The 18,497-nt window shown below is 74.8% G+C and carries 15 protein-coding genes; 6 read left to right on the top strand and 9 right to left on the bottom strand.

Going from position 1 to position 18,497, the window contains the following annotated elements; translation table 11 throughout:
- Positions 1 to 127: 127 nt before the first annotated feature.
- The 5 genes from D476_RS0105730 to D476_RS32265 all read left to right on the top strand — a co-directional run bounded on the left by D476_RS0105730 (position 128) and on the right by D476_RS32265 (position 5,263).
- Positions 128 to 1,282: a betaine/proline/choline family ABC transporter ATP-binding protein gene (locus tag D476_RS0105730; RefSeq protein ID WP_017623008.1), complete on the top strand. Its 1,155-nt coding sequence runs from the start codon at positions 128 to 130 to the stop codon at positions 1,280 to 1,282.
- Positions 1,279 to 2,514, top strand: coding sequence for an ABC transporter permease (locus D476_RS0105725; RefSeq protein WP_017623007.1), 1,236 nt, complete (start codon positions 1,279 to 1,281; stop codon positions 2,512 to 2,514). Before D476_RS0105730 ends, D476_RS0105725 begins: the two co-directional genes overlap by 4 nt.
- Positions 2,515 to 2,588: 74 nt before the next feature.
- Positions 2,589 to 3,530 (top strand): glycine betaine ABC transporter substrate-binding protein, encoded by a 942-nt coding sequence (locus D476_RS0105720; RefSeq protein ID WP_017623006.1) that lies wholly within the window; start codon positions 2,589 to 2,591, stop codon positions 3,528 to 3,530.
- A gap of 176 nt (positions 3,531 to 3,706) precedes the next feature.
- Positions 3,707 to 3,886: a hypothetical protein gene (locus D476_RS0105715; RefSeq protein ID WP_017623005.1), complete on the top strand. Its 180-nt coding sequence runs from the start codon at positions 3,707 to 3,709 to the stop codon at positions 3,884 to 3,886.
- 204 nt (positions 3,887 to 4,090) lie between these two features.
- Positions 4,091 to 5,263 (top strand): amidase, encoded by a 1,173-nt coding sequence (locus D476_RS32265; RefSeq protein ID WP_239648607.1) that lies wholly within the window; start codon positions 4,091 to 4,093, stop codon positions 5,261 to 5,263.
- A gap of 16 nt (positions 5,264 to 5,279) precedes the next feature.
- On the opposite strand, the gene D476_RS0105705 is transcribed toward D476_RS32265, so the two are convergent.
- From D476_RS0105705 to D476_RS0105690, 4 genes are all read right to left on the bottom strand, one after another.
- Entirely contained in the window at positions 5,280 to 5,741 is a 462-nt protein-coding gene (locus D476_RS0105705; RefSeq protein ID WP_017623004.1) for a hypothetical protein, read from the bottom strand.
- Positions 5,742 to 5,939: 198 nt separating this feature from the next.
- Entirely contained in the window at positions 5,940 to 8,693 is a 2,754-nt protein-coding gene (locus tag D476_RS0105700) for a helix-turn-helix transcriptional regulator (protein ID WP_017623003.1), read from the bottom strand.
- A gap of 122 nt (positions 8,694 to 8,815) precedes the next feature.
- The gene (locus D476_RS0105695; protein ID WP_017623002.1) at positions 8,816 to 9,745 is read right to left on the bottom strand and encodes an alpha/beta hydrolase family protein; all 930 of its coding nucleotides are present in this window, start codon (positions 9,743 to 9,745) and stop codon (positions 8,816 to 8,818) included.
- A 169-nt stretch (positions 9,746 to 9,914) separates the two neighbouring features.
- On the bottom strand, positions 9,915 to 12,104 hold the full coding sequence (locus D476_RS0105690) for an MMPL family transporter (RefSeq protein WP_017623001.1): 2,190 nt from the start codon (positions 12,102 to 12,104) through the stop codon (positions 9,915 to 9,917).
- Positions 12,105 to 12,211: 107 nt separating this feature from the next.
- Here D476_RS0105690 and D476_RS0105685 point away from each other — a divergent pair, with 107 nt between their 5' ends.
- Positions 12,212 to 12,886 (top strand): TetR/AcrR family transcriptional regulator, encoded by a 675-nt coding sequence (locus D476_RS0105685; protein ID WP_017623000.1) that lies wholly within the window; start codon positions 12,212 to 12,214, stop codon positions 12,884 to 12,886.
- Here D476_RS0105685 and D476_RS0105680 read toward each other — a convergent pair.
- The 5 genes from D476_RS0105680 to D476_RS37275 all read right to left on the bottom strand — a co-directional run bounded on the left by D476_RS0105680 (position 12,847) and on the right by D476_RS37275 (position 17,989).
- Positions 12,847 to 15,264: a penicillin acylase family protein gene (locus D476_RS0105680; RefSeq protein WP_017622999.1), complete on the bottom strand. Its 2,418-nt coding sequence runs from the start codon at positions 15,262 to 15,264 to the stop codon at positions 12,847 to 12,849. The two genes, D476_RS0105685 and D476_RS0105680, sit on opposite strands and share 40 nt — an antisense overlap.
- Positions 15,265 to 15,301: 37 nt before the next feature.
- Positions 15,302 to 15,652 (bottom strand): lasso peptide biosynthesis B2 protein, encoded by a 351-nt coding sequence (locus D476_RS0105675; RefSeq protein ID WP_017622998.1) that lies wholly within the window; start codon positions 15,650 to 15,652, stop codon positions 15,302 to 15,304.
- Between the two features lie 41 nt (positions 15,653 to 15,693).
- Positions 15,694 to 15,954 (bottom strand): lasso peptide biosynthesis PqqD family chaperone, encoded by a 261-nt coding sequence (locus D476_RS0105670; protein WP_017622997.1) that lies wholly within the window; start codon positions 15,952 to 15,954, stop codon positions 15,694 to 15,696.
- Positions 15,951 to 17,798, bottom strand: a complete 1,848-nt coding sequence (locus D476_RS0105665) for an asparagine synthase-related protein (protein ID WP_017622996.1) — start codon at positions 17,796 to 17,798, stop codon at positions 15,951 to 15,953. Before D476_RS0105665 ends, D476_RS0105670 begins: the two co-directional genes overlap by 4 nt.
- Before the next feature lie 77 nt (positions 17,799 to 17,875).
- Complete coding sequence (locus D476_RS37275; RefSeq protein WP_017622995.1) at positions 17,876 to 17,989, bottom strand: keywimysin-related RiPP; 114 nt, start codon at positions 17,987 to 17,989, stop codon at positions 17,876 to 17,878.
- Between the last annotated feature and the right edge of the window lie 508 nt (positions 17,990 to 18,497).

Genomic DNA, 18,497 nt, shown 5'->3' with positions numbered 1-18,497 from the left:
CGGCATAAACAGGACTTAAGGAACGGGTCCCCCGCCCCCGTTCACCCCCGGTCCCGAGTGCGACGCAGCCGATGAGGGAGCCGAAGAGGAGACCGTGCCAGCAGTACGCGCAGAGAATCTCTACAAGGTGTTCGGGAGGCGGGCGGCCGAGGCCGTCGAGGCGCTCTCCGACGGGCGCCACCGCGACGAGATCGCCGACCTCGGCGTCACCGCCGCCGTCATCGACGCCTCCTTCGAGGTGGAGCCGGGCGAGATCTTCGTGGTCATGGGCCTGTCCGGGTCCGGAAAGTCCACCTTGATCCGGATGCTCAACGGCCTGCTCCCGCCGACGTCGGGCACGGTCGAGATCGACGGCACCGACATCACCGGGCTCAAGAAGGCCGACCTGCGCAAGGTGCGCAGCGAGAAGGTCAGCATGGTCTTCCAGCACTTCGCGCTGTTCCCGCACCGTCCGGTCGTGGAGAACGCCGCCTACGCCCTGGAGGTCCGCGGCGTGGCGCGCGAGGAGCGGCACGCCAAGGCCCAGGAGGCGTTGGAGCTCGTCGGCCTGCAGGGCTGGGAGGACAAGCTCCCCGGCCAGCTCTCCGGAGGCATGCAGCAGCGCGTCGGCCTCGCCCGCGCGCTGGCCGCCGACACCGAGATCATCCTCATGGACGAAGCCTTCAGCGCCCTGGACCCGCTGATCCGCCGCGACATGCAGACGCAGCTCCTGGAGCTGCAGGCCTCGCTCGGCAAGACGATCGTGTTCATCACGCACGACCTCAACGAGGCGATGCGCCTGGGCGACCGCATCTGCGTGCTCCGCGACGGCCGCGTCGCCCAGATCGGCACGGCCCAGGAGATCCTGGACCACCCCGCCAACGACTACGTCGCCACCTTCACCGAGGACGTCGACCGCACCCGTGTGCTCACCGCCGCGTCGGTGATGGTGCCCGCCGCCCCCTGCGCGGCCCCGACCGACGGCCCCGAGGAGGTTCTTCGGGCCATGCGCGAGCAGGACCGCGACTTCTGCTTCGTGCTCGACGCCGACGAGCGCCTCCTGGGCGCCGTCTCGGCCGACGACGCCGAGGCCGCTCAGGACGGGGGCGCCGACGACATCGCCGAGGCCGTGAAACCGGTCGAGGACACGACCGCCCCCACCACCCTGGTGGCCGACCTGTTCGCGGCCGCCGCGCGCTCGGAGCGGCCGCTGGCCGTCGTCGACGAGGAGGACCGGATGCTCGGTGTGATCCCGCGCACCGCCCTGCTCGAAGGACTCGCGATGGAGGGGAGCCGCTCGTGAACCCGATGACCGTCCCCGTCCCGCGGCTGCCCGTCGGCGACTCCTTCGACGCCTCCATCGAGTGGCTGCGCACCCACCTCAGCGGACTGTTCGATGTCCTGGGCGCGGTGATCGGCGCCTGCGTGGACGCCCTGACCACCCTGCTCGCCCAGACCTCGGCGACCCAGTTCACCCTGCTCGCCTGCGCCGTCATCGCGGCGGGCCTGCTCCGCCGCGGCCACCTGCGGCCGGTGGGGATCGCCGCCGCCGTGTGGGCCGTGCTGTACATCGCCGAACTCGCCGGGGGCGCGGCCACCGCCGTCGTCGGGTCGATGCCGGCGGCGGTCTTCAGCCCGGCGATGAGCCTGTACCAGGCCGAGTACGTGTATCCGCCGCTGCTGCTGGCCCTGCTTCTGCTGGCCGCCCTGGTGGTGCTGAGCTTCACCTACGGCCGCGGCACCCGCCAGGAGCTGCTGGCCGCACTGACCTGCGTGGCGCTCTTCGCGGTCACCCTGGCCCACTTCACCCTGGGCGTGCAGCTCTCGCTGGTCGTCCTGCCGCTGTTCGTCCTGCTGGCCTATGTGGTCGTGGGCTGGCGCGTGGCGCTGTTCACGGTGCTCGGCTTCCTGCTGATCATCAGCATGGACAAGTGGGACAACGCCATGTCCAGCCTGGCGCTCATCCTGGTGGCGACCGCTGTGGCCATCGTGGTGTCGCTGCCGCTGGGCATCCTGGCCGCCTACAGCGACCGCTTCAGCACCGTCGTGCGCCCGGTGCTGGACTTCATGCAGACCCTCCCGGCCTTCGTCTACCTGCTGCCCGCGGTGGCGTTCTTCAGCATCGGCGCGGTGCCCGGCGTCATCGCCACGGTCGTGTTCGCCATGCCGCCCGGGGTGCGCCTGACCGAGCTGGGCATCCGCCAGGTCGACAAGGAGCTGGTGGAGGCCGGTGAGGCGTTCGGCGCCCCGGACTGGGCGATCCTGCGCCGCATCCAGCTGCCGCTGGCGCTGTCCACGATCATGGCCGGGGTCAACCAGATCATCATGCTCAGCCTGTCCATGGTGGTCATCGCCGGGATGGTCGGCGCCGGCGGCCTGGGCAACGACGTCTACCGCGGCATCGCCCAGGGCAACGTCCCGGTCGGCTTCGAGGGCGGCATCGCCGTCGTGGTCCTGGCCATCTACCTGGACCGGCTCACCGCCGCCATCACCCGCTTCTCCCCCGCAGGGCGGGCCGCCGCGGCCGCCCGCTGACCCGGCCCCGCACCCGTGCCGTCCGTTCGGACGCCCCCCGCTTCCCTCTGCACATCCCCAACCACAAGGAGGAGATGGACATGCGCAATTCCCAGCGCTTCCCCCGGTTCACGGCGGTGGGCGCGGCCTCGGCCGCCCTGCTGCTCGCAGGCGCCTGCGGCGGCGGCGGGAACGTCGCCACCGGCCCCGAGGAGGGCGACGGCGGCGGCGAGAAGATCAGCATCGGCATGATCGCCTGGGACGAGGACATCGCCGTCACCCATCTGTGGAAGGCGGTGCTGGAGGAGAAGGGCTACGACGTCGAGGTCGAAGAGGTCGACGTCGCCCCCACCTTCCAGGGCCTGGCCGAAGGCGACATCGACCTCTTCATGGACGTCTGGCTGCCCGTCACCCACGAGTCCTACTGGGAGGAGTACGGCGACAGCCTGGAGGACCTGGGCGCCTGGAACACCAACGCCTCGCTTCAGCTCACCGTGCCGTCCTACATGGAGGACATCGACTCCATCGAGGACCTCAAGGGCGAGGGCGACACCTTCGGCGGCGAGATCGTCGGCATCGAGTCCGGCGCGGGCCTGACCAGCGTCACCAAGGACGAGGCCATGCCGGCCTACGGCCTGGAGGACGAGTACGAGCTCCTCGAGTCCTCCACGCCCAGCATGCTGGAGGCCCTGGACACCGCGATCGCCGATGAGGAGCCGATCGTGGTCACCCTGTGGCACCCGCACGCCGCCTACGACCAGTACGACCTCAAGGACCTTGAGGACCCCGAGGGCGCCATGGGCGAGGCCGAGGAGATCAAGGTCGCCGGGCGCGAGGGCTTCTCCGGGGACCACCCCGAGGTGGCCGAGTGGATGCAGGCGTTCGAGCTGAGCGACGAGCAGCTCGCGGGCCTGCTGACCAAGGTCCGCGTGGACAACGAGGACGACCCGGAGAAGGGCGCCCGCGAGTGGCTGTCCGAGAACCCCGAGGTCCTCGAGGGCTGGATGGGCGACGACGCCGAGGGCCTGGAGTTCTGAGGCCGATCCGCGTACGTCCGGCCCCCGGTGGCCGGGAGAGGGGCCCCGCCGAACGGCGGGGCCCCTCTCGTCGTCACGGGGCCGGTGGGGCCGCGCTAAAGCTAAGAAGTTGCGTTTATGGGGGCGGGGCTCTAGGGTCGCACTAAAGCAAAATCTTTGCATTAAGGAGGCCGGACATGCCCCCGGACGACCCCGTGCCGATGTCGGCCGCCGGAGCGGCCGCCGCCGAGCACGTCCGCACCGTCCTGGCGGTCCTGCGGGAGCTGGACACGCACCCGGACCTGGCGCAGGCGCGGCCCGCGGCCGCCTTCGACCCGTTCGACCCGAGGGAGGAGCCCCCCGGTGCAGCCCTATGAGATGACGCTCGCCTCCGCCGCCGCGGCGATCCGCGAGCGGCGGATGTCCCCGGTCGAACTGGTGGACTCGGTGCTGGCCCGGATCGGCGAGGTGGAGCCGGACCTGGGCGCCTACGCGGCGGTGACGGCCGACCGCGCCCGCCGNGGCCCGCCCCCCCCCGCCGGGCGGCGCGGCGGGCGGAGCGGGACGCCGCGGACGGGCGATTGCTCGGCCCCGTCCACGGCACCGCCGTCGCCCTCAAGGACCTGATCGACGTCGCGGGACTGCCCACCGGGGCGGGCTCGCGCGTGCGCGCGGAGCACACGGCCGCGGCCGACAGCGCGGTCGCCGAGCGCCTGGCGGCGGCCGGGACCGCGCTGGTCGGCAAGGCCCACACGCACGAGTTCGCCTACGGCCTGACCACCCCGCAGACGCGCAACGCCCGGGACCGCGACCGGGTCGCCGGAGGGTCCAGCGGAGGGTCGGCCGTCGCGGTGGCCTCGGGGGCGGCGACCTTCGCCCTGGGCACCGACACCGGCGGCTCCATCCGGGTCCCCGCCGCGCTGAACGGCGTCGTCGGCCTGAAGCCGACCTTCGGGCTGGTCCCCCTGCGCGGCGTCACACCGCTGTCCTGGTCCCTCGACCACGTCGGCCCCATCACCCGCACCGTCCGGGACGCGGCCCTGGCGCTCTCGGCCCTGGCCCCCGAGTGGGCCGGTGAGGCGGCCGGCGAGCAGGAGCCCGACGGCGGCGCGCCGCTGGAGGGGCTGCGCGTGGGGGTCCCGCAGGACTACTTCTTCGACCGTGTGGACCCCGACGTCGAGGCCGCGGTCCGGCGCGCCACCGACCGCCTGGTCGAACTCGGGGCCCGGCCCGTCGGGGTCCAGGTCCCGATGGGGCGCTACGTCCAGGCGGCGCACTGGGGCCTGATGGTGCCCGAGGCGTCCGCCTACCACGAGCCGACCCTGCGCACCGCCCCCGAGCTGTACGGGCCCGACGTCCGCGCCCTGCTGGAGGCGGGCACGGCGGTGACCGCCGCCGACCACCTGCGCGCCCAGCGCGCACGGACGGCGATGGCGCGCGCCTGGGCGCGGCTGTTCACCGGCGTCGACCTGGTGGCCGCTCCGACGGTGCCGGTCACCGCCGTGCGGGCGGGCCAGGAGGAGGTCGCCTGGCCCGACGGCACGACCGAGGGCGTCGCCGACGCCTACGTGCGCCTGTGCGCCCCCGCCAACCTCACCGGGGGCCCCGCGCTGACCCTTCCGGTCGGCCGCGACCGCCGCGGCCTGCCGATCGGAATGCAGCTCATCGGGGCGCCCGGCGGGGACGGGGTGCTCCTGCGGGCGGGGCGGGCCTACGAGCGCGCCGAACCCGGGTCGGGGTCGGCGGTGCCCTGACGCGGCCCCGCGCCGCCTACCCTCCCGTGGTCAGGGAGCGGTCCCGCTGCGGGATGCCCGCCCCGGCCATGAAGGCGTCGACCTTGTGGCGCGACGTCATGCCGGTCAGCGGCAGGTACGGGCGGCTCGCGCGGCGCCCCTCGGTCGAGGGGAACACGCGCGGGCGGCCCGCCATGTCGCACAGGCCCAGCGAGCGCGTCCGCCCGGACAGCAGATAGTACGAACCGATGTCGGAGAAGGGGATGCGCACGATGTAGCGGCCCCGGATGTACCGGAACTCGCCGTCCTCGACCTCCAGCACCGGCGCGCGCAGGGTCAGGCCGTGCGCGATGAGCGCGGCGCCGCACAGGGCGAGCAGACCGCCGAGGACCAGATTGGCCCAGTGGTCCGGGGACACGGCGACGGCCAGCGCCGCCAGTGCGATGAGAACGGCCCCGGCCCCGATCTCCCCTTGCTTGCGACCCACCGGGCAGACCAAGCGAACCGTTTCGGACACGGCAATGCCTCTCTCGTTCCGCGTGACGGGGATGCGGCGATCGCAAGGGAACCCTATCGGCTCCGGGCGCCGAGGACGGCGGATTCTCCGGCCCCGAGGGTGGCGGAATCGCCGCCTTTGCGCCCCACCCTAGGGCCGGACCGCGCGCCGCCCGGGGCGCCGCGCGGAGGAGTCGGCAGGTCAGCGCATCAGACGCGCCAGATCCACACGGGATCGGATGTTCAGGCGGCGGAATACGGCCCGCAAGTGGTACTCGACGGTCCGCGGGCTGAGGAACAGGTGCGCGGCGATCTCCCGGTTGGTGGCCCCCTCCGCGACGAGCAGGGCGATGCTGCGCTGCTGCTCGGTCAGGTCCAGCGGTGAGGGCGCGGACGTCCGCGCGTCCGGGGCGCCGTTGGCCCGCAGCTCGGCGCGCGCCCGCTCGGCCCACACGCGCGCCCCCATGCGCTCGAAGGACTCCAGGGCGTCCCGGAGGTGCACGTAGGCGCGGCCGGGATCGCGCTCCCTGCGCAGCGCGGTACCGAAGAGGAACGCCGTACGGGCCCGCTCCACCTCGTCGTCGGCGCAGGACCGGTGGAACTTCAGCGCCTCCTCGAAGTGGGCCGCGTAGTCCCGGGAGTCGCCCGCGCGCGCGAGCAGCGCCCGGCTCCGGGCCACCAGTGCACGCCCGCTCGTGCTGTCGGACCCCTCCGCCCACCGCTCGTACCCGGCCAGTGCGACCTCGGCCTGGTCCTCGGCGCCGTTGCGCACCGCCGCCTCGACGAAGAGCGGGGCCGTGAGCACGCGCATGGTCGGGTGCCCGCGCCCGGGTTCGGCGTGGGCGAGCGTCTTGAGGCGGGTGAACGCGGCCACCGCGTCGCCCTGCGACATCTCCAGCAGGGCCAGGGCCCATTCGGCCAGGGCGACGGGCAGCCCCAGCCCGTTGCGGCGGCCGCTCTCCAGGACGGACTCGGCCCGCGCGCGGCAGGTGCTCTCGTCGCCCTGGATGGCGGCGAGCAGGCTGAGCCCCGCCAGCAGGTGGGTGGCGCAGTTGGGCTGCCCGGTCTCGCGGGACAGCCGCAGCCCCTTCATCCCGTTTCCCACGGCCGACGGCAGCCGCGCGGTCCAGAACTCGGCGTAGACCAGGAACTGCAGCGCCTGGGGGATGAGGGCGACGGCGCCGCGCCTGCGCGCCGTCTCCGCCGACCGGGAGGCCAGGTCCCGGACCAGCCGGGCGTCGCCCAGGCGGAGGGCGCACACCGACGCGCGTTTCAGCAGGCGCGGCTCGTCGATCCGCCGCGCGAGGCGCACCGCGGTGCGCAGGTGTTCGGCCGCCTCGGGGTAGTGCCCCTGGAAGGACAGCGTGCAGCCCTGCAGGAACGCGATGCCGAAGTGCATCTCGTCCGGGTCGTCCTCGTGCACCAGCCCTTCGCCCCGCTGCGCCACGTCGTGGTGGCGGAAGGGGTCTCCGGCGAACGAGGCCGCGTCCGCCGCGTGCACGAGCGCCTCGACCGTCAGCGCCCGGTCGTGCGGCGCGAGCCGGTCGGCGGCCGAGACCAGGGTGTCGGCGGCGTCGAAGGCGTCGCCGTTGAGCAGCATGCGGTGGCCGCGCACCATGTCGACCCGGGCTCCGGCGGGCCCGGTCGCCCCCGGTGGCCCGGCCGAGGCCAGCAGGTCGGCGCTCCGGTCCGGCCGGCCGCTGCGCCAGGCCGCGTCCGCGGCGGAGGCGAACCGGAACGCCCGGTCGTGCGGGTCGGGGGTGAGGCGCGCCGCGCGTTCCAGGACCGCGGCGGCGGCGCCGTCGCCCTCCAGCGCGCGTGCGCGCACGGCGAGTCGGGCCATCGCGTCGGCGCGCGCCGTGTCGGATTCGGGGGCGGCCAGGTGCCGGTGGCGTGCGTGCCGGGAGGGGGCGTGCTCGGCGTTGAACACCTCTTCCAGCCTCGCGTGGGCGCCGCGCCGCCGGGCGACCGGCGCCAGCAGGTACACGGCGGTGCGCAGGACGGGGTCGGGGAACCGGAGCCTGTCGCCGTCCGCGCGCACGGCACCGGCCTCCTCGGCCGGGGCCAGGTCGGCCACGGACGCCTCGCCGTCGGCGGCGGCCACCAGGGCGTCGATCCCGGCGCCGGGTTCGGCGGCGGCGAGGAGGAGCAGGTCGCGCGTGCGCTCGGGCAGTGCCTCCAGGGCGGTGCGGTGCGCCTCCAGCAGCCGCTCGTCGAGCGGGAGCGGGTCGGGCAGGGGGCGTCCCCCCGTCAGGTGGGCCCGCCCCAGGAGGCGGAGGAACCCGCGCAGCGCGAGCGGGTTGCCGTGGCAGGTGCGGGCGAGCGCCGCACGCACGTGGGAGGCGGCCCCGGGGGCGGCGTCGGAGGCGGCGGCCTCCGCCTCGCGGCGGTCCAGGGGGCGCAGCGGGAGCTCCGGGACGCCGGTCAGGAGCGGGTCGGCCGCGGTGGGGGCCGACATCAGGACCGCGAGGTGCTCGCCGCCGGTCCGGCGGGCGACCGCGGCGAGGGTCTGGCGGGAGGAGGTGTCGAGCAGGTGCGCGTCGTCGGCCACGCACAGCACGGGGTGCTCCCGGGCGGCGGCGGTGAACAGGGCCAGCAGGGCGGCCGCGGTGGCGGGGGCGCGGCCCTCACCGCCGTCGAGGACCTCTTCGAGCGCCCGCGCGTGCAGGTCGCGGAGGTCGCCGACGCGGTCGGCGAGGGGGCGCACCAGGCGCTGGAGCCCGGCCCCGGGCATGTCGGCCTCGGCGCGGACGCCGTCGGCCCGGACGAGGACCAGGTCCGTATCCGACCGCTCGGCGCGGTCGAGCAGTGCGGTGCGGCCGAGTCCGGGCGCGCCGGTCACGAGCAGGGCGGCGCCGCGGCCCTCGCGGGCGGCGCCGACCGCCGCGGTGACCGCGCCGGTCTCCTGGGTGCGCCCGCGGAGGACGGGCGGGTGGCGGGGGGATGGGGTGGTCACGCGTGCACCGTACAGAGCACGCGGTCCCGCGCCCAGGGGGGTGGGCGCGGGACCGGTGGTTCCACGGATGTCCGCCGGGCCGCCCGCTCGCATTCCGGCTCAGGCGGACCTCACGCGGTTGCTCAGTTGTAGGGGCAGGTGGACCGGTAGTCGGAGATGTCGAAGTCGGTCCCCGGCGCCGGGCACAGGAACCGGTCGTAGCGCAGGTCGTCGTCGACGAACCGCTTCAGCCAGGAGATGCTGTACTTGGCGATGGTGGTGTTGGAGAAGTTGGGCGCGAAGTGGCTCGCGTTGTTCAGCTCCAGGTAGGCCTTGTCCAGGCCGCGGGGCATGTTCTCGTAGAACGGGATGGAGTGCGTGCGCACCGAGGCGACGGAGTCGTTCTCGGCGCCCACGACCAGCGTCGGCACGTCGAGGTCGAAGGTCTTCTGCGTGTGCCAGCCGGTGAGCGGGATGGCGGCCTGCAGGTCGGGGTCGTCCTCGGCGGCCGCCAGCGTCCCCCCGCCTCCCATGGAGTGCCCCATCAGGGCCAGGCGGTCGGGGTCGATCCGGTCGGCGACCGAGCTGTCCTCCACCAGGTAGTCCAGCGCGCGTTCGAGCTGGCGGCCCCGGCTGTTCGGCTGGTCGTAGCGGGTCAGGGTGTCGATGGTGAAGACCACGAAGCCCTGGGAGGCCAGCCGCGGGCCGAGCCAGGAGATCGAGGACTGGCTCGCCGTGTAGCCGGGGGAGATGGCCACGGCGCCGAACGTGCCCTCGCTGGTGTCGGTCGGGTAGTAGATGGTCCCGCCGCCGAAGCCGGTGACCCTGAGGGAGGAGACGCGGTCCTCGTCCACGTCGAAGTGGCCGCGGGGGGCCTCGATCGAGTCCTCTGTCGGGTCGGGGCCGCGCTCGTGGGGGTTGTCCTGCGCGGCGGGTTCGGCGGGGAGCGGGGCGGCGTGCGCCGAGGAGGCGACGGTGCCGCCTCCCAGCGCCAGGGCCGTGGCCGCCAGGAGGGTCCCGGCGGCGCGCGCCCAGCGCGCGCCGCCGGTGTGCGGGATGGTTTCGATGGACACGGATCGTCTCCCAATCGTGGGGGGTGCTGGTTGACGATCCCGGCCGCCCTCAGGGGGCCGTGGGGAGTGTGTTCTCCCGTGAGCGGCCGGGGGACACGAGTGTGCGTTGAAGCGGTGGCGCCGCACATCCGTTGAATCACCGGCCTTCGCCGTCAGTGGCGTCGGTGCGTCAGTCGGAGACGCCGATCCGCTGGTGGAGGCGGCGCAGCGGTGGCGGCGCCCACCAGTTGGCACGCCCCAGCAGGCGCATGGATGCGGGCAGCAGCAGGGCGCGCACCAGGGTGGCGTCGACCAGGATGGCCAGGGCGAGCCCGGTCCCGAGCATCTGGAGCCACATCACCCCGGAGGTGGCGTAGGCCGCGAAGGACAGGGCGAGGATGGCCCCGGCCGCCGAGATCAGGGGGCCGCTGCGCTGGAGCCCGGCGGAGGTGGCGGCGGTGGTGTCGCCGGTGCGGTCGTACTCCTCCTTGATCCGGGCCAGCATGAACACCTCGTAGTCCATCGACAGCCCGTAGGCGATGCAGAACATCAGGATCGGGAAGCTCGGGTCCAGGGCGCCGGGTGGGGTGAAGCCCAGCACGGCGGCGAGGCCGCCGTCCTGGAAGCCCCAGACCAGGACGCCGAACATCACCCCGAGCGAGAGCAGGTTGAGCAGGGTCGCCTTGGCGGGGATGAGCAGGCTCCCGGTGAGCAGGTACAGGACGGTGAACCCGGTGGCCAGCACGAGGGCGAGGAGGAGGGGCAGCCGGTCGGCCAGGGAGTCGCGGTAGTCGACGAGGTCGGCCGGGTAGCCGCCCACGTCGAACGCGTAGGCGGCGGGGGAGGACCGGACCTCCTGCACGAGCCCGAACGGGTCCTCGTCGAGCCGTTCGGCGGTGGGGACGGCGGCGATGCGCGCACGGTCGCCGTTGTCGTAGCGGGAACGCTGCTCGCCGAGTCCGTCGGGGCCCGTCGTGCGGGCGCCGTCCGCGAACACGCCGGTCGGCGTCTCCACGCGGGCGATCCCGTCGATGGCCGAGAGCGCTTCGGCGTGGGTGTCGAGTTCGTCGTCGGCGGGGCGTTCGCCCCGCGGAAGGACGTGCAGCGTGTCGGCCGCCTCCGCGGAGAACCCCTGGGAGATCTGCTCCTGGGCTTGGCGGGACGGGGCGTCCTCGGGCAGCGCGCGCTCGTCGGGCAGTCCCAGCCGCAGGCCGGTGGCGGGCGCGGCGAGGACCAGCAGAAGCACCAGGACCGCCCCGCCGGTGGCGACCGGGCGCCGCATGGCCCGTTCGGCCGTGCGCCCCCAGAAGCCGCCGGGGGCCGCGGAGCCGCCGGGCCTGCCGAAGCGGCGGGAGGCGCGCGTGCCCAGCAGCGCGAGGAAGGCGGGCAGGAACACGACCGACGCGGTGGTGCCCGCGGCGACGACGGCCATGCCCGCGTAGGCGAACGACCTCAGGAAGTCGAAGGGCAGGGCCAGGAGGACGGCCATGGAGGCGGCGACCGTCAGGCCGCTGAAGACGACCGTGCGCCCGGCCGTGGCGGTCGTGGTCTCCACCGCGTCGGCCACCGGGTGTCCGGCGGCGAGCTCCTCCCGGAAGCGGTTGATGAGGAACAGGCAGTAGTCGACGCCGAGCGCCAGCCCCATGACCAGGGTGATGTTGAGGGCGAAGGTCGACAGTTCGGTGGCCATCGCCACCGGGAGCAGCAGGGCGAGCGTGCCCGCCATGGTGAACACGCCCGCCGCCAGCGGCGCGGCGGCCAGTGCCGCGTTCCGCAGGACGAGCAGGAGCAGGAGGAAGACGGCCGGGAAGATGACGGCCTCGGCGCGGGCGAAGTCGGAGGCGGCCCGGGTGCTCGCGTCCAGGAAGACCGCCTCGCCGCCGCCGACCTGCGAGGTGTAGGCGGCGGTGTCGCGGGTGAACTCCTCCAGGAACCCCGGCAGCACCTCGCGCCGTACCCGGTCGGCGTCGCCCGGGGCGCTCGCCAGGACCAGGGCCTGGGCCCCGTCCTCGCTGCGCAGGGTCGGGGCGCGGTCCCGGGTCCAGTACGAGGAGGCGTCCAGGACGCCGTCGTAGGCGGCGACCTGCTCGGTCAGGCGCTCCCCGGCCGCGGCCGCCGCGGGCGCGTCGACGTCCCCGTCCTTGACGGTGACGACCACGGTGATGTTGGTGCGGCCGGTGCCGAAGTCCTCGGTGAGCGCGGTGGCGACCCGGTCGGACTCCGATCCGGGCGCCTCGAAGCGGGACAGCACCAGGGACGAGGCGGTGGGCGCGGCCGCCGCGGCGAGCGCGGCGAACAGCAGCAGGCCGCAGAGCAGGACCGTCCGGGGGCGGCGGGCGCAGAGGCGGCCGAGCCGGGCGAGGCGCTGGGACAGGGACACGGGATCCGTCCTCGAGGGGTGAAGGCGATAGATTGCTCGTGTTTCAGTGGCCGCTTCAAAATACGAGCGATCGCTCGTAAAAGCAATGCCGGGTGCGAGGAGGACGTGTGTCCGAGGACGGCGCGGAGGACGGCGCGGAGGGCCGTGCGGAGGAGCGTGCGGAGGGCAGGCGCGGGGGGCGCCGCCAGGAGCGCGGGCTCCGCCGGATGGCACAGATCCTGGACGCCGCCGAGGAGGTGATCGCCGACCAGGGCTTCGAGGACGCCACCACCAACGCCATCGCCGCGCGCGCCGGGGTGTCGCCGGGCTCGCTCTACCAGTTCTTCCGGAACAAGGACGAGGTGCTCGACGGGCTCGTCGAGCGCTACACCGCGACCTCGCGGGAGTTCTGGGACGCCCGTCTGTCCGACGAGACGGCCCGCCTGAGCGCCGACGAGCTGGTCGGCAGCGTGCTGAGCGGCCTCTCCGAGTTCAAGACCAGGCGCCCCGCGTTCTGGGTCCTGTTCCACGGGTCGGCGGCCTCGCCGCGCCTGGAGCGGGTGGCGTCCTCGATCCGCGCCGACATCGGGCGGCGGCTCAAGGAGGTGTTCCTGCTGCGCGCCCCCGGCGCCGACCCGGCGCGCATGGAGCTGTTGGCCTCGATGTGCATCGCGACCGTCCAGGGGGTCTTCCCGATGGTCATGGGCGCCGACGAGGAGCGGCGCGCCGTGATCGTCGCCGAGCTCACCCGGCTGCTCGCGGGCTACCTCGGGCCGGAGATCGGGGCGGAGCCGCCCGCCTGACCCCCCGCCCGCCCCTCCGGGGCGGGCACCAGCCGGACGGTCCGGGCCGTGTTCGCCTCGACGGCCTCGCGCGAGTAGAGCAGCGGGAAGTAGTCGCCCCGGCGCCACAGGGGCAGCAGGTCGTCGTAGTGCTCCGAGGCCGGGTCCCCGGACTGGCCGGGCGCGCTCGCGGCGAACGAGCGGTCCCACGCCCCCACGTCGGCCACCATCCGGAAGGAGGCCCCGGCGGCCTGGCCGAAGTCCTCGGGCCGGTAGGAGGACACGTCGACGGTGTCCCACGCGCCGCCCCGGGGGAGCGGGCCGATGTGCTCCCCGGCGGGGTGCTCGAACAGGGTCCACTGCAGGTCGCCCCAGCGCCAGAGCGACGGGTCGCCGCCGAGCCGGTAGGAGACCTCGCCGTAGGCGTCGGTGAGGGTGGAGACGAGCAGCTCCTCGCGCTCGTCCGGGTCGAGCGCCCGCACCTCGCGCACCAGCGTCTCGGTGGTGGTCAGGCCGACGAGCGGGCGGGCCCGTCGGGGGACGCGGGAGTCGTAGAACGCCGGGGCGAGGTGCCGGGTCAGCCAGGTCTCGAAGAGCGCGGCCCCCGCCGAGTCCTCGGCGGCCGTCCGGTCCCAGCCGTGCAGGAGCCCCAGCGCCGCCTCGGTGTCCCCGCCGTCTCCGCCGCCCCCGCCGTCCCGGGCGGTGGCTCCGCCGCCGGGGGCGGGGAGCATCGGTACCAGCACGTCGGCGGGAAGGCTGTGCCGGTCGTTCTGCAGGGCCATCGCGTCCCCGGCGCCGAAGGCGCCGTCGGCGGCGAGGACGTCGGTGATGCGCCGGTACCGGTAGGAGGACGGCCACTCGTATCCGACGGGCCCGGGCAGCCGCGGCGCCGGGGTGTACTCGTTCGCGGCGGCGACGAACCCCTCCTCCGGGTCGGCCTCCCAGGGGAGCAGGGCCCCATCGGCCGGTCCCGACCACTCGTAGCGGCCGTCGCCGGGGACGGGGAGCAGCCCGTCGTGGTCGGGGCGCAGGGGAAGCGCCCCGGCGGACACCCGGGCGACCGTCCCCGAGGCGTCGGCGTAGACGAAGGTCAGCGGCGGGCCGCCCCAGGATTCGGCGGCCTCCCGGAAGGAGCCCAGGTCCTGGGCCCGCATCAGCCGGATGGCGCCGAAGTAGGCGGCGGTGCCGGGCCAGTTCCAGGTGGTGCGCACCGCGTAGGCGGTCCCCGCGTCCTCGTCGCGCAGCACGACCGGGCCGTGCCGGGTGAACAGCAGCTCCGTGTCGACGGGGTCGGCGCCCCGGACCGGTATGCGCTCGCGCACGGCGGCCATCCGCTCCCAGCCCCCGCCGTAGCGGTACAGGCGCGGGTCGTCGGGGTGTAGCCGGTAGGTGTACAGGTCCTCCTGGTCGGCGGACATGTAGGTGAGGCCGAACGCCGCCGTCCCGTTGTGCCCCAGGGCCAGACCCGGCATCGACGGCTCGCCCGCCCCGATCACGTCGGTGCCCGGTGCGGACAGGTGGGCGATGGAGCGCAGCGACGGGACGGTGAGCGCCCGGTGCGGGTCGGCGGCCAGGATCGGGCGCCCGGTCTCGGTGCGCTCGGGGGCCACGGCCCAGGCGTTGCTGCCCTCAGAGGCCCACGGGGCCCCGGCGGTCGGGGACGGCGGCGCCGTGGTCGGCCCCTGGACCGCGAGTGCGTAGGCCCTCAGGACGCCGGAGGGGAGCGCGCAGGGATCGGACCCGTCGGGCACCCGGGGTGTGTGGCCGGGCTGGAGGCGGATCCGCGCCCGGTCGGTCGCGGTATCGGCGGCGCAGGCGACCCGCGCGCGCCGTACCTCGCTGAACAAGTTGCCCGCGAGCGCGTTCGTCCTGATCCGCACAACGTCCTCGGGGGCCCAGCGTGCGGGGCGGTAGCCGAGTTCCTGGAACTCCTCGGGAAGGCGGGCGGGGTTGTCCTCCAGCCAGTCGATGTAGGCGTTGACGCCGTCGGTGAAGCGTTCCGCGATGCGTTCGGCGCGTGGCCCGTACGCCGCCCACTCCTCCTCCATCGGACCCCGGTAGAGGAAGAGCCGGGCGGCGCGGTCGCGCTCGGCGTACTCGGGGCCGAAGGCCTCGGCCATCAGGCCCAGGCCCCGGCGCCGGGACAGGTCGATCTGGAACAGCCGGTCCCGCGCGGCGTTGAGGCCCTGGGCGAAGTACAGGTCGTCGTCGTTGCGGGCGTAGATGTGCGGCACGCCCCAGTGGTCGACGCGGATCTCCACCGCCTCGCCGAGCCCCTCGACCGCGTACTCGGCGGGCGCCGACGGCGGGAGCGCGCCCGGGGCGGCCGCCGGGGCCAGCACCAGCGCGAATGCGGCCAGCGCCGCTGCGGCGGTGCGGGGACGGCTGCGGTGGAGCATCCCGGGAACCCTATGCCAGGGGTCCCCGGGCGCCCCTTCAGACCCTCATCAGCGGCATGTAGGTGCCGGGCGGTGCGGGCTCCCCGACGGGGACCCCTTCCGCCTCGACCCAGGCGTGTGCGCTGAAGGGCTCGGTACGCACGCCGGTGCACCAGGTCGGCTGGGCCCCGTACAGCCGGCACAGGAGCACGGTGGCGAGTGAACGCGGCAGGCACCCCTCGCCTGCGCAGAGCGCGCTGACCGCGACGACCGTGTCCCGCGCCCAGTAGGCCTCGGCCACGGTCGCGGGGCGGGCCCGCCGCCGCAGCAGCGTCAGCAGCCGCCGGATGCGCTCGGGCGGCCTCCGTGACAGCAGCAGCGCGGCCAGGACCGCCGCGCGCCCGGCCATCCNCGGCGGCCGCCACCGTCCCGGCATCGCCACGGGGATGCTCACCGTGCCACCAGCCCCGCGCCTTCGAGCGCGGCGATCAGGCCGTCCACGTCGGCCGCCGCGCGTTCCGGACTGAGGTCGTAGCGCTCGGCGAGGCGCCGCGCGGCCTCGTCGGCGTCGGTACCGCCGAGGAGCATCCGGGTGATCTCGGCCCCGCTGCCGTTCAGGTGGAAGTAGCGGCCGCTGCGCTCGTCGAGCAGCACCATGCCCTCGCCTGCGGGGGTGGTCGAGACTTCGGGCCGTAGGGCCAGTGCGGTCATGTCGCCTCTCCGATCCTCGTCTGCGGTGGGGAAGGCGGCGAAGCGGGGGCCTGCGGCCTCCGCTTCTGCCGCAGCCAGTTCTCCGCGCCGAGCGTGGCCTCGATCGCGGCCAGGCCGCCGGTCCCGGTGTGCGGGCCGGTAATGGCGGCGCGCAGCGCGCGCGGGTCCACCAGGCCGAGCCGTTCGAGGCGCATGTCCTCGGTCAGCGCCAAGAGCGCGGAACGGTGCTCGTTCAGCCCGGCGAACGCGTCGCCGCTGAAGGTGCCCTTGGTCCGGCGCTCCAGCAGGTCCTCGGGAAGCACGCCGCGCATCGCCTCGGCGAGCAGCGGCTTGTACCGGTAGGGGTCGCACAGGCGGGTGCCGTCGATGCTCAGGACCGCGTCCAGGACGGTGTCGTCGAGGTAGGGGGTGGCCAGTTCGACGCCCGCGCTCCGGTAGAGCTGGTCGACGAGGCGCATCGTGCAGCCGGAGCTGCGCACCGCCTGGACCTTCACGTGCTGGGCGCGCGTGGGGGCCGACGGTGCGGCGGTCGCGGCGGCGGTGCGCATGCGCCCGGCGGCCGCCTCGCGGGCGTCCGGGGTGGCCCACGGAGGGAGCCGGGCGGGGAAGACCCAGTCGAAGTGGGGTGCCCCCGGCGTCACGGCGGGGGCGTCGAGGGTGTCGGCGGCGCGGCGCAGCGCGCGGGCGTGCCCGCGCCGGTCCGCCAGAGCGCGGGCGGTGGCCCACACCGGCCAGCGCAGCAGGGCCCGGTAGCCCCATGCCCTCCGCAGGGCGGTGAGGGGCGCCCGTGCGGCGAGGGCGTGCAGGTGGACGGAGTTGCCTGCGAACAGCTCGTCCCCGCCCTGGCCGTTCATGTGCAGCCGGGCCCCGTGGGAGGCGAGGTCGCGCGCCGAATGCAGGGTGCGCTCCCGCAGCCTGATGCAGGACAGCGGCTCGTCCAGTGCGGGCGAGGGCGTGTCGAGGCGGGCGAACCAGCGGGGAAGCCCGTCCGCCGGGACCACCCGGTGCACGGCCCCGGGCAGCAGCGACCGCGCCCGTTCCGCCCACACCGGGTCGTCGTCGCCGGGGTCGGAGGAGTCCCACCGGTAGGTGACCAGGTGCTCCGTGCTGCGGGCGGCGAGCAGGGACAGCGACGTGGAGTCCCAGCCCCCTGACAGGTCGCACCCGACCGTGCCCGCAGCGCGCGTGCGGGCGCGGACCGCCTCCTCCAGCGCCTCGGCCACCGCGGGCACGCCCGCCTCGGGCGAGAGCGCGGGCCGGGGCGCCTCCCACCACCGGGTCAGGCGCAGGGACCCGTCCGGGCCGAGCACGGCCGCGTGGTCGGTGGGCACGGCGTCCACGCCGCGCAGCGGGACCGCCTGCTCCAGGCCCTCGCCCGGGGACGGGACCGCCATGCGGAGCGCGACGGCGGCGGGGTCGACCGGTGCTCCGGGGGCGGCGAGGGCGTCGGCCCGGTCGGCGAGCACCCGCACGCCGCGCACGTCGGCGTGGAAGAGGCGCCGCACCCCGGAGGCCGACCCGCGCGCCCACACCCGTCCGCCGACGGCGGCGACCAGGTGGAAGCACCCGCCGAGCGCGCGGGTGCGCTCGCCGAGGCGGTCGAGCCCGCCGGCCAGGGCGGCCTCCAGGACGGCCGCACCGGCGGTGGAGCGGCCGATGAGGGCGAGCCGGGACGGCCCGGCGATGACGAGCGCGGCTTCGCCGGGCCCCCAGGTGCCCACGAGCCAGGGTCGGCCGGAGGCGTGCGGGACGACGCGGTCGGCGGCGGCCGTCAGAAGCCGGGCCGCCGGTGCGGCGTCGTCGGTGTCGGGGAGGACGGCGAACCAGGTCGGCGGTGCGTGCACGCGTCTCCTCAGCAGGGGCGGGCGGAGCGGCCCGGTGGGCGGCCCGGAGCCGGTCCGGGCCGCCCGGGGCGGGTCGGTCAGTAGAAGATGCCGAAGGTGATGCCGTCGTAGATGGGGATGGGGCCGTATCCGCGGGTGGTGTCACGGAAGTCGCCGAGGTCGGTGAGGGCCGGTGCGGTGTATTCGCGCATATGCGTGTCCTTTTCTGCCTTCGGGGGTCCCGCCGCCGGGGAAGGGCGGCCGCGCCTGCGTCCATGCCCCCGGAGCGGCGGCGGTGAAACACGCTTTCCGCGCCCTTTTCCCGAATGAATCGATGGAGGTGGGCGCGTTCTTCGCAAGCGGTTCGGTCGACCTTTCGCCGTTGCGTTCCGACCGAATTGGACGGGCATTCCGGGGCGGGCGGGGCGATCCGGTCGCCGGTCGTCCAGGCGGCGCGGGGCCGGGGTGAATGCGCGCGCGAAAGGTGAATGGACCGATAAAGGGGAAGAGGTGTCCGAACTATCGCGTTGGGGTCGTTTGCGTGATTGGTCGGGGGCGCGGGTGCGGCGGGCGGCGGCGGAGGACGCGGGGCGATCCGGCGCTAGAGAAAGGGGTAAGCGCCGTTGTCGATAATCCCGCGGGCGGTGGTCCGGAAAACGGGCGCGCGGCCGATTCCTCCGGCTCCGACCGGGGTCCCGCGCTCACTCCGCCCGGTTCACT

The organism is Nocardiopsis chromatogenes YIM 90109, from assembly GCF_000341185.1.
Taxonomy (GTDB): domain Bacteria; phylum Actinomycetota; class Actinomycetes; order Streptosporangiales; family Streptosporangiaceae; genus Nocardiopsis_A; species Nocardiopsis_A chromatogenes.
Note: the sequence above shows the minus strand (reverse complement) of the source record. Positions and strands in the feature narration are given on the sequence as shown.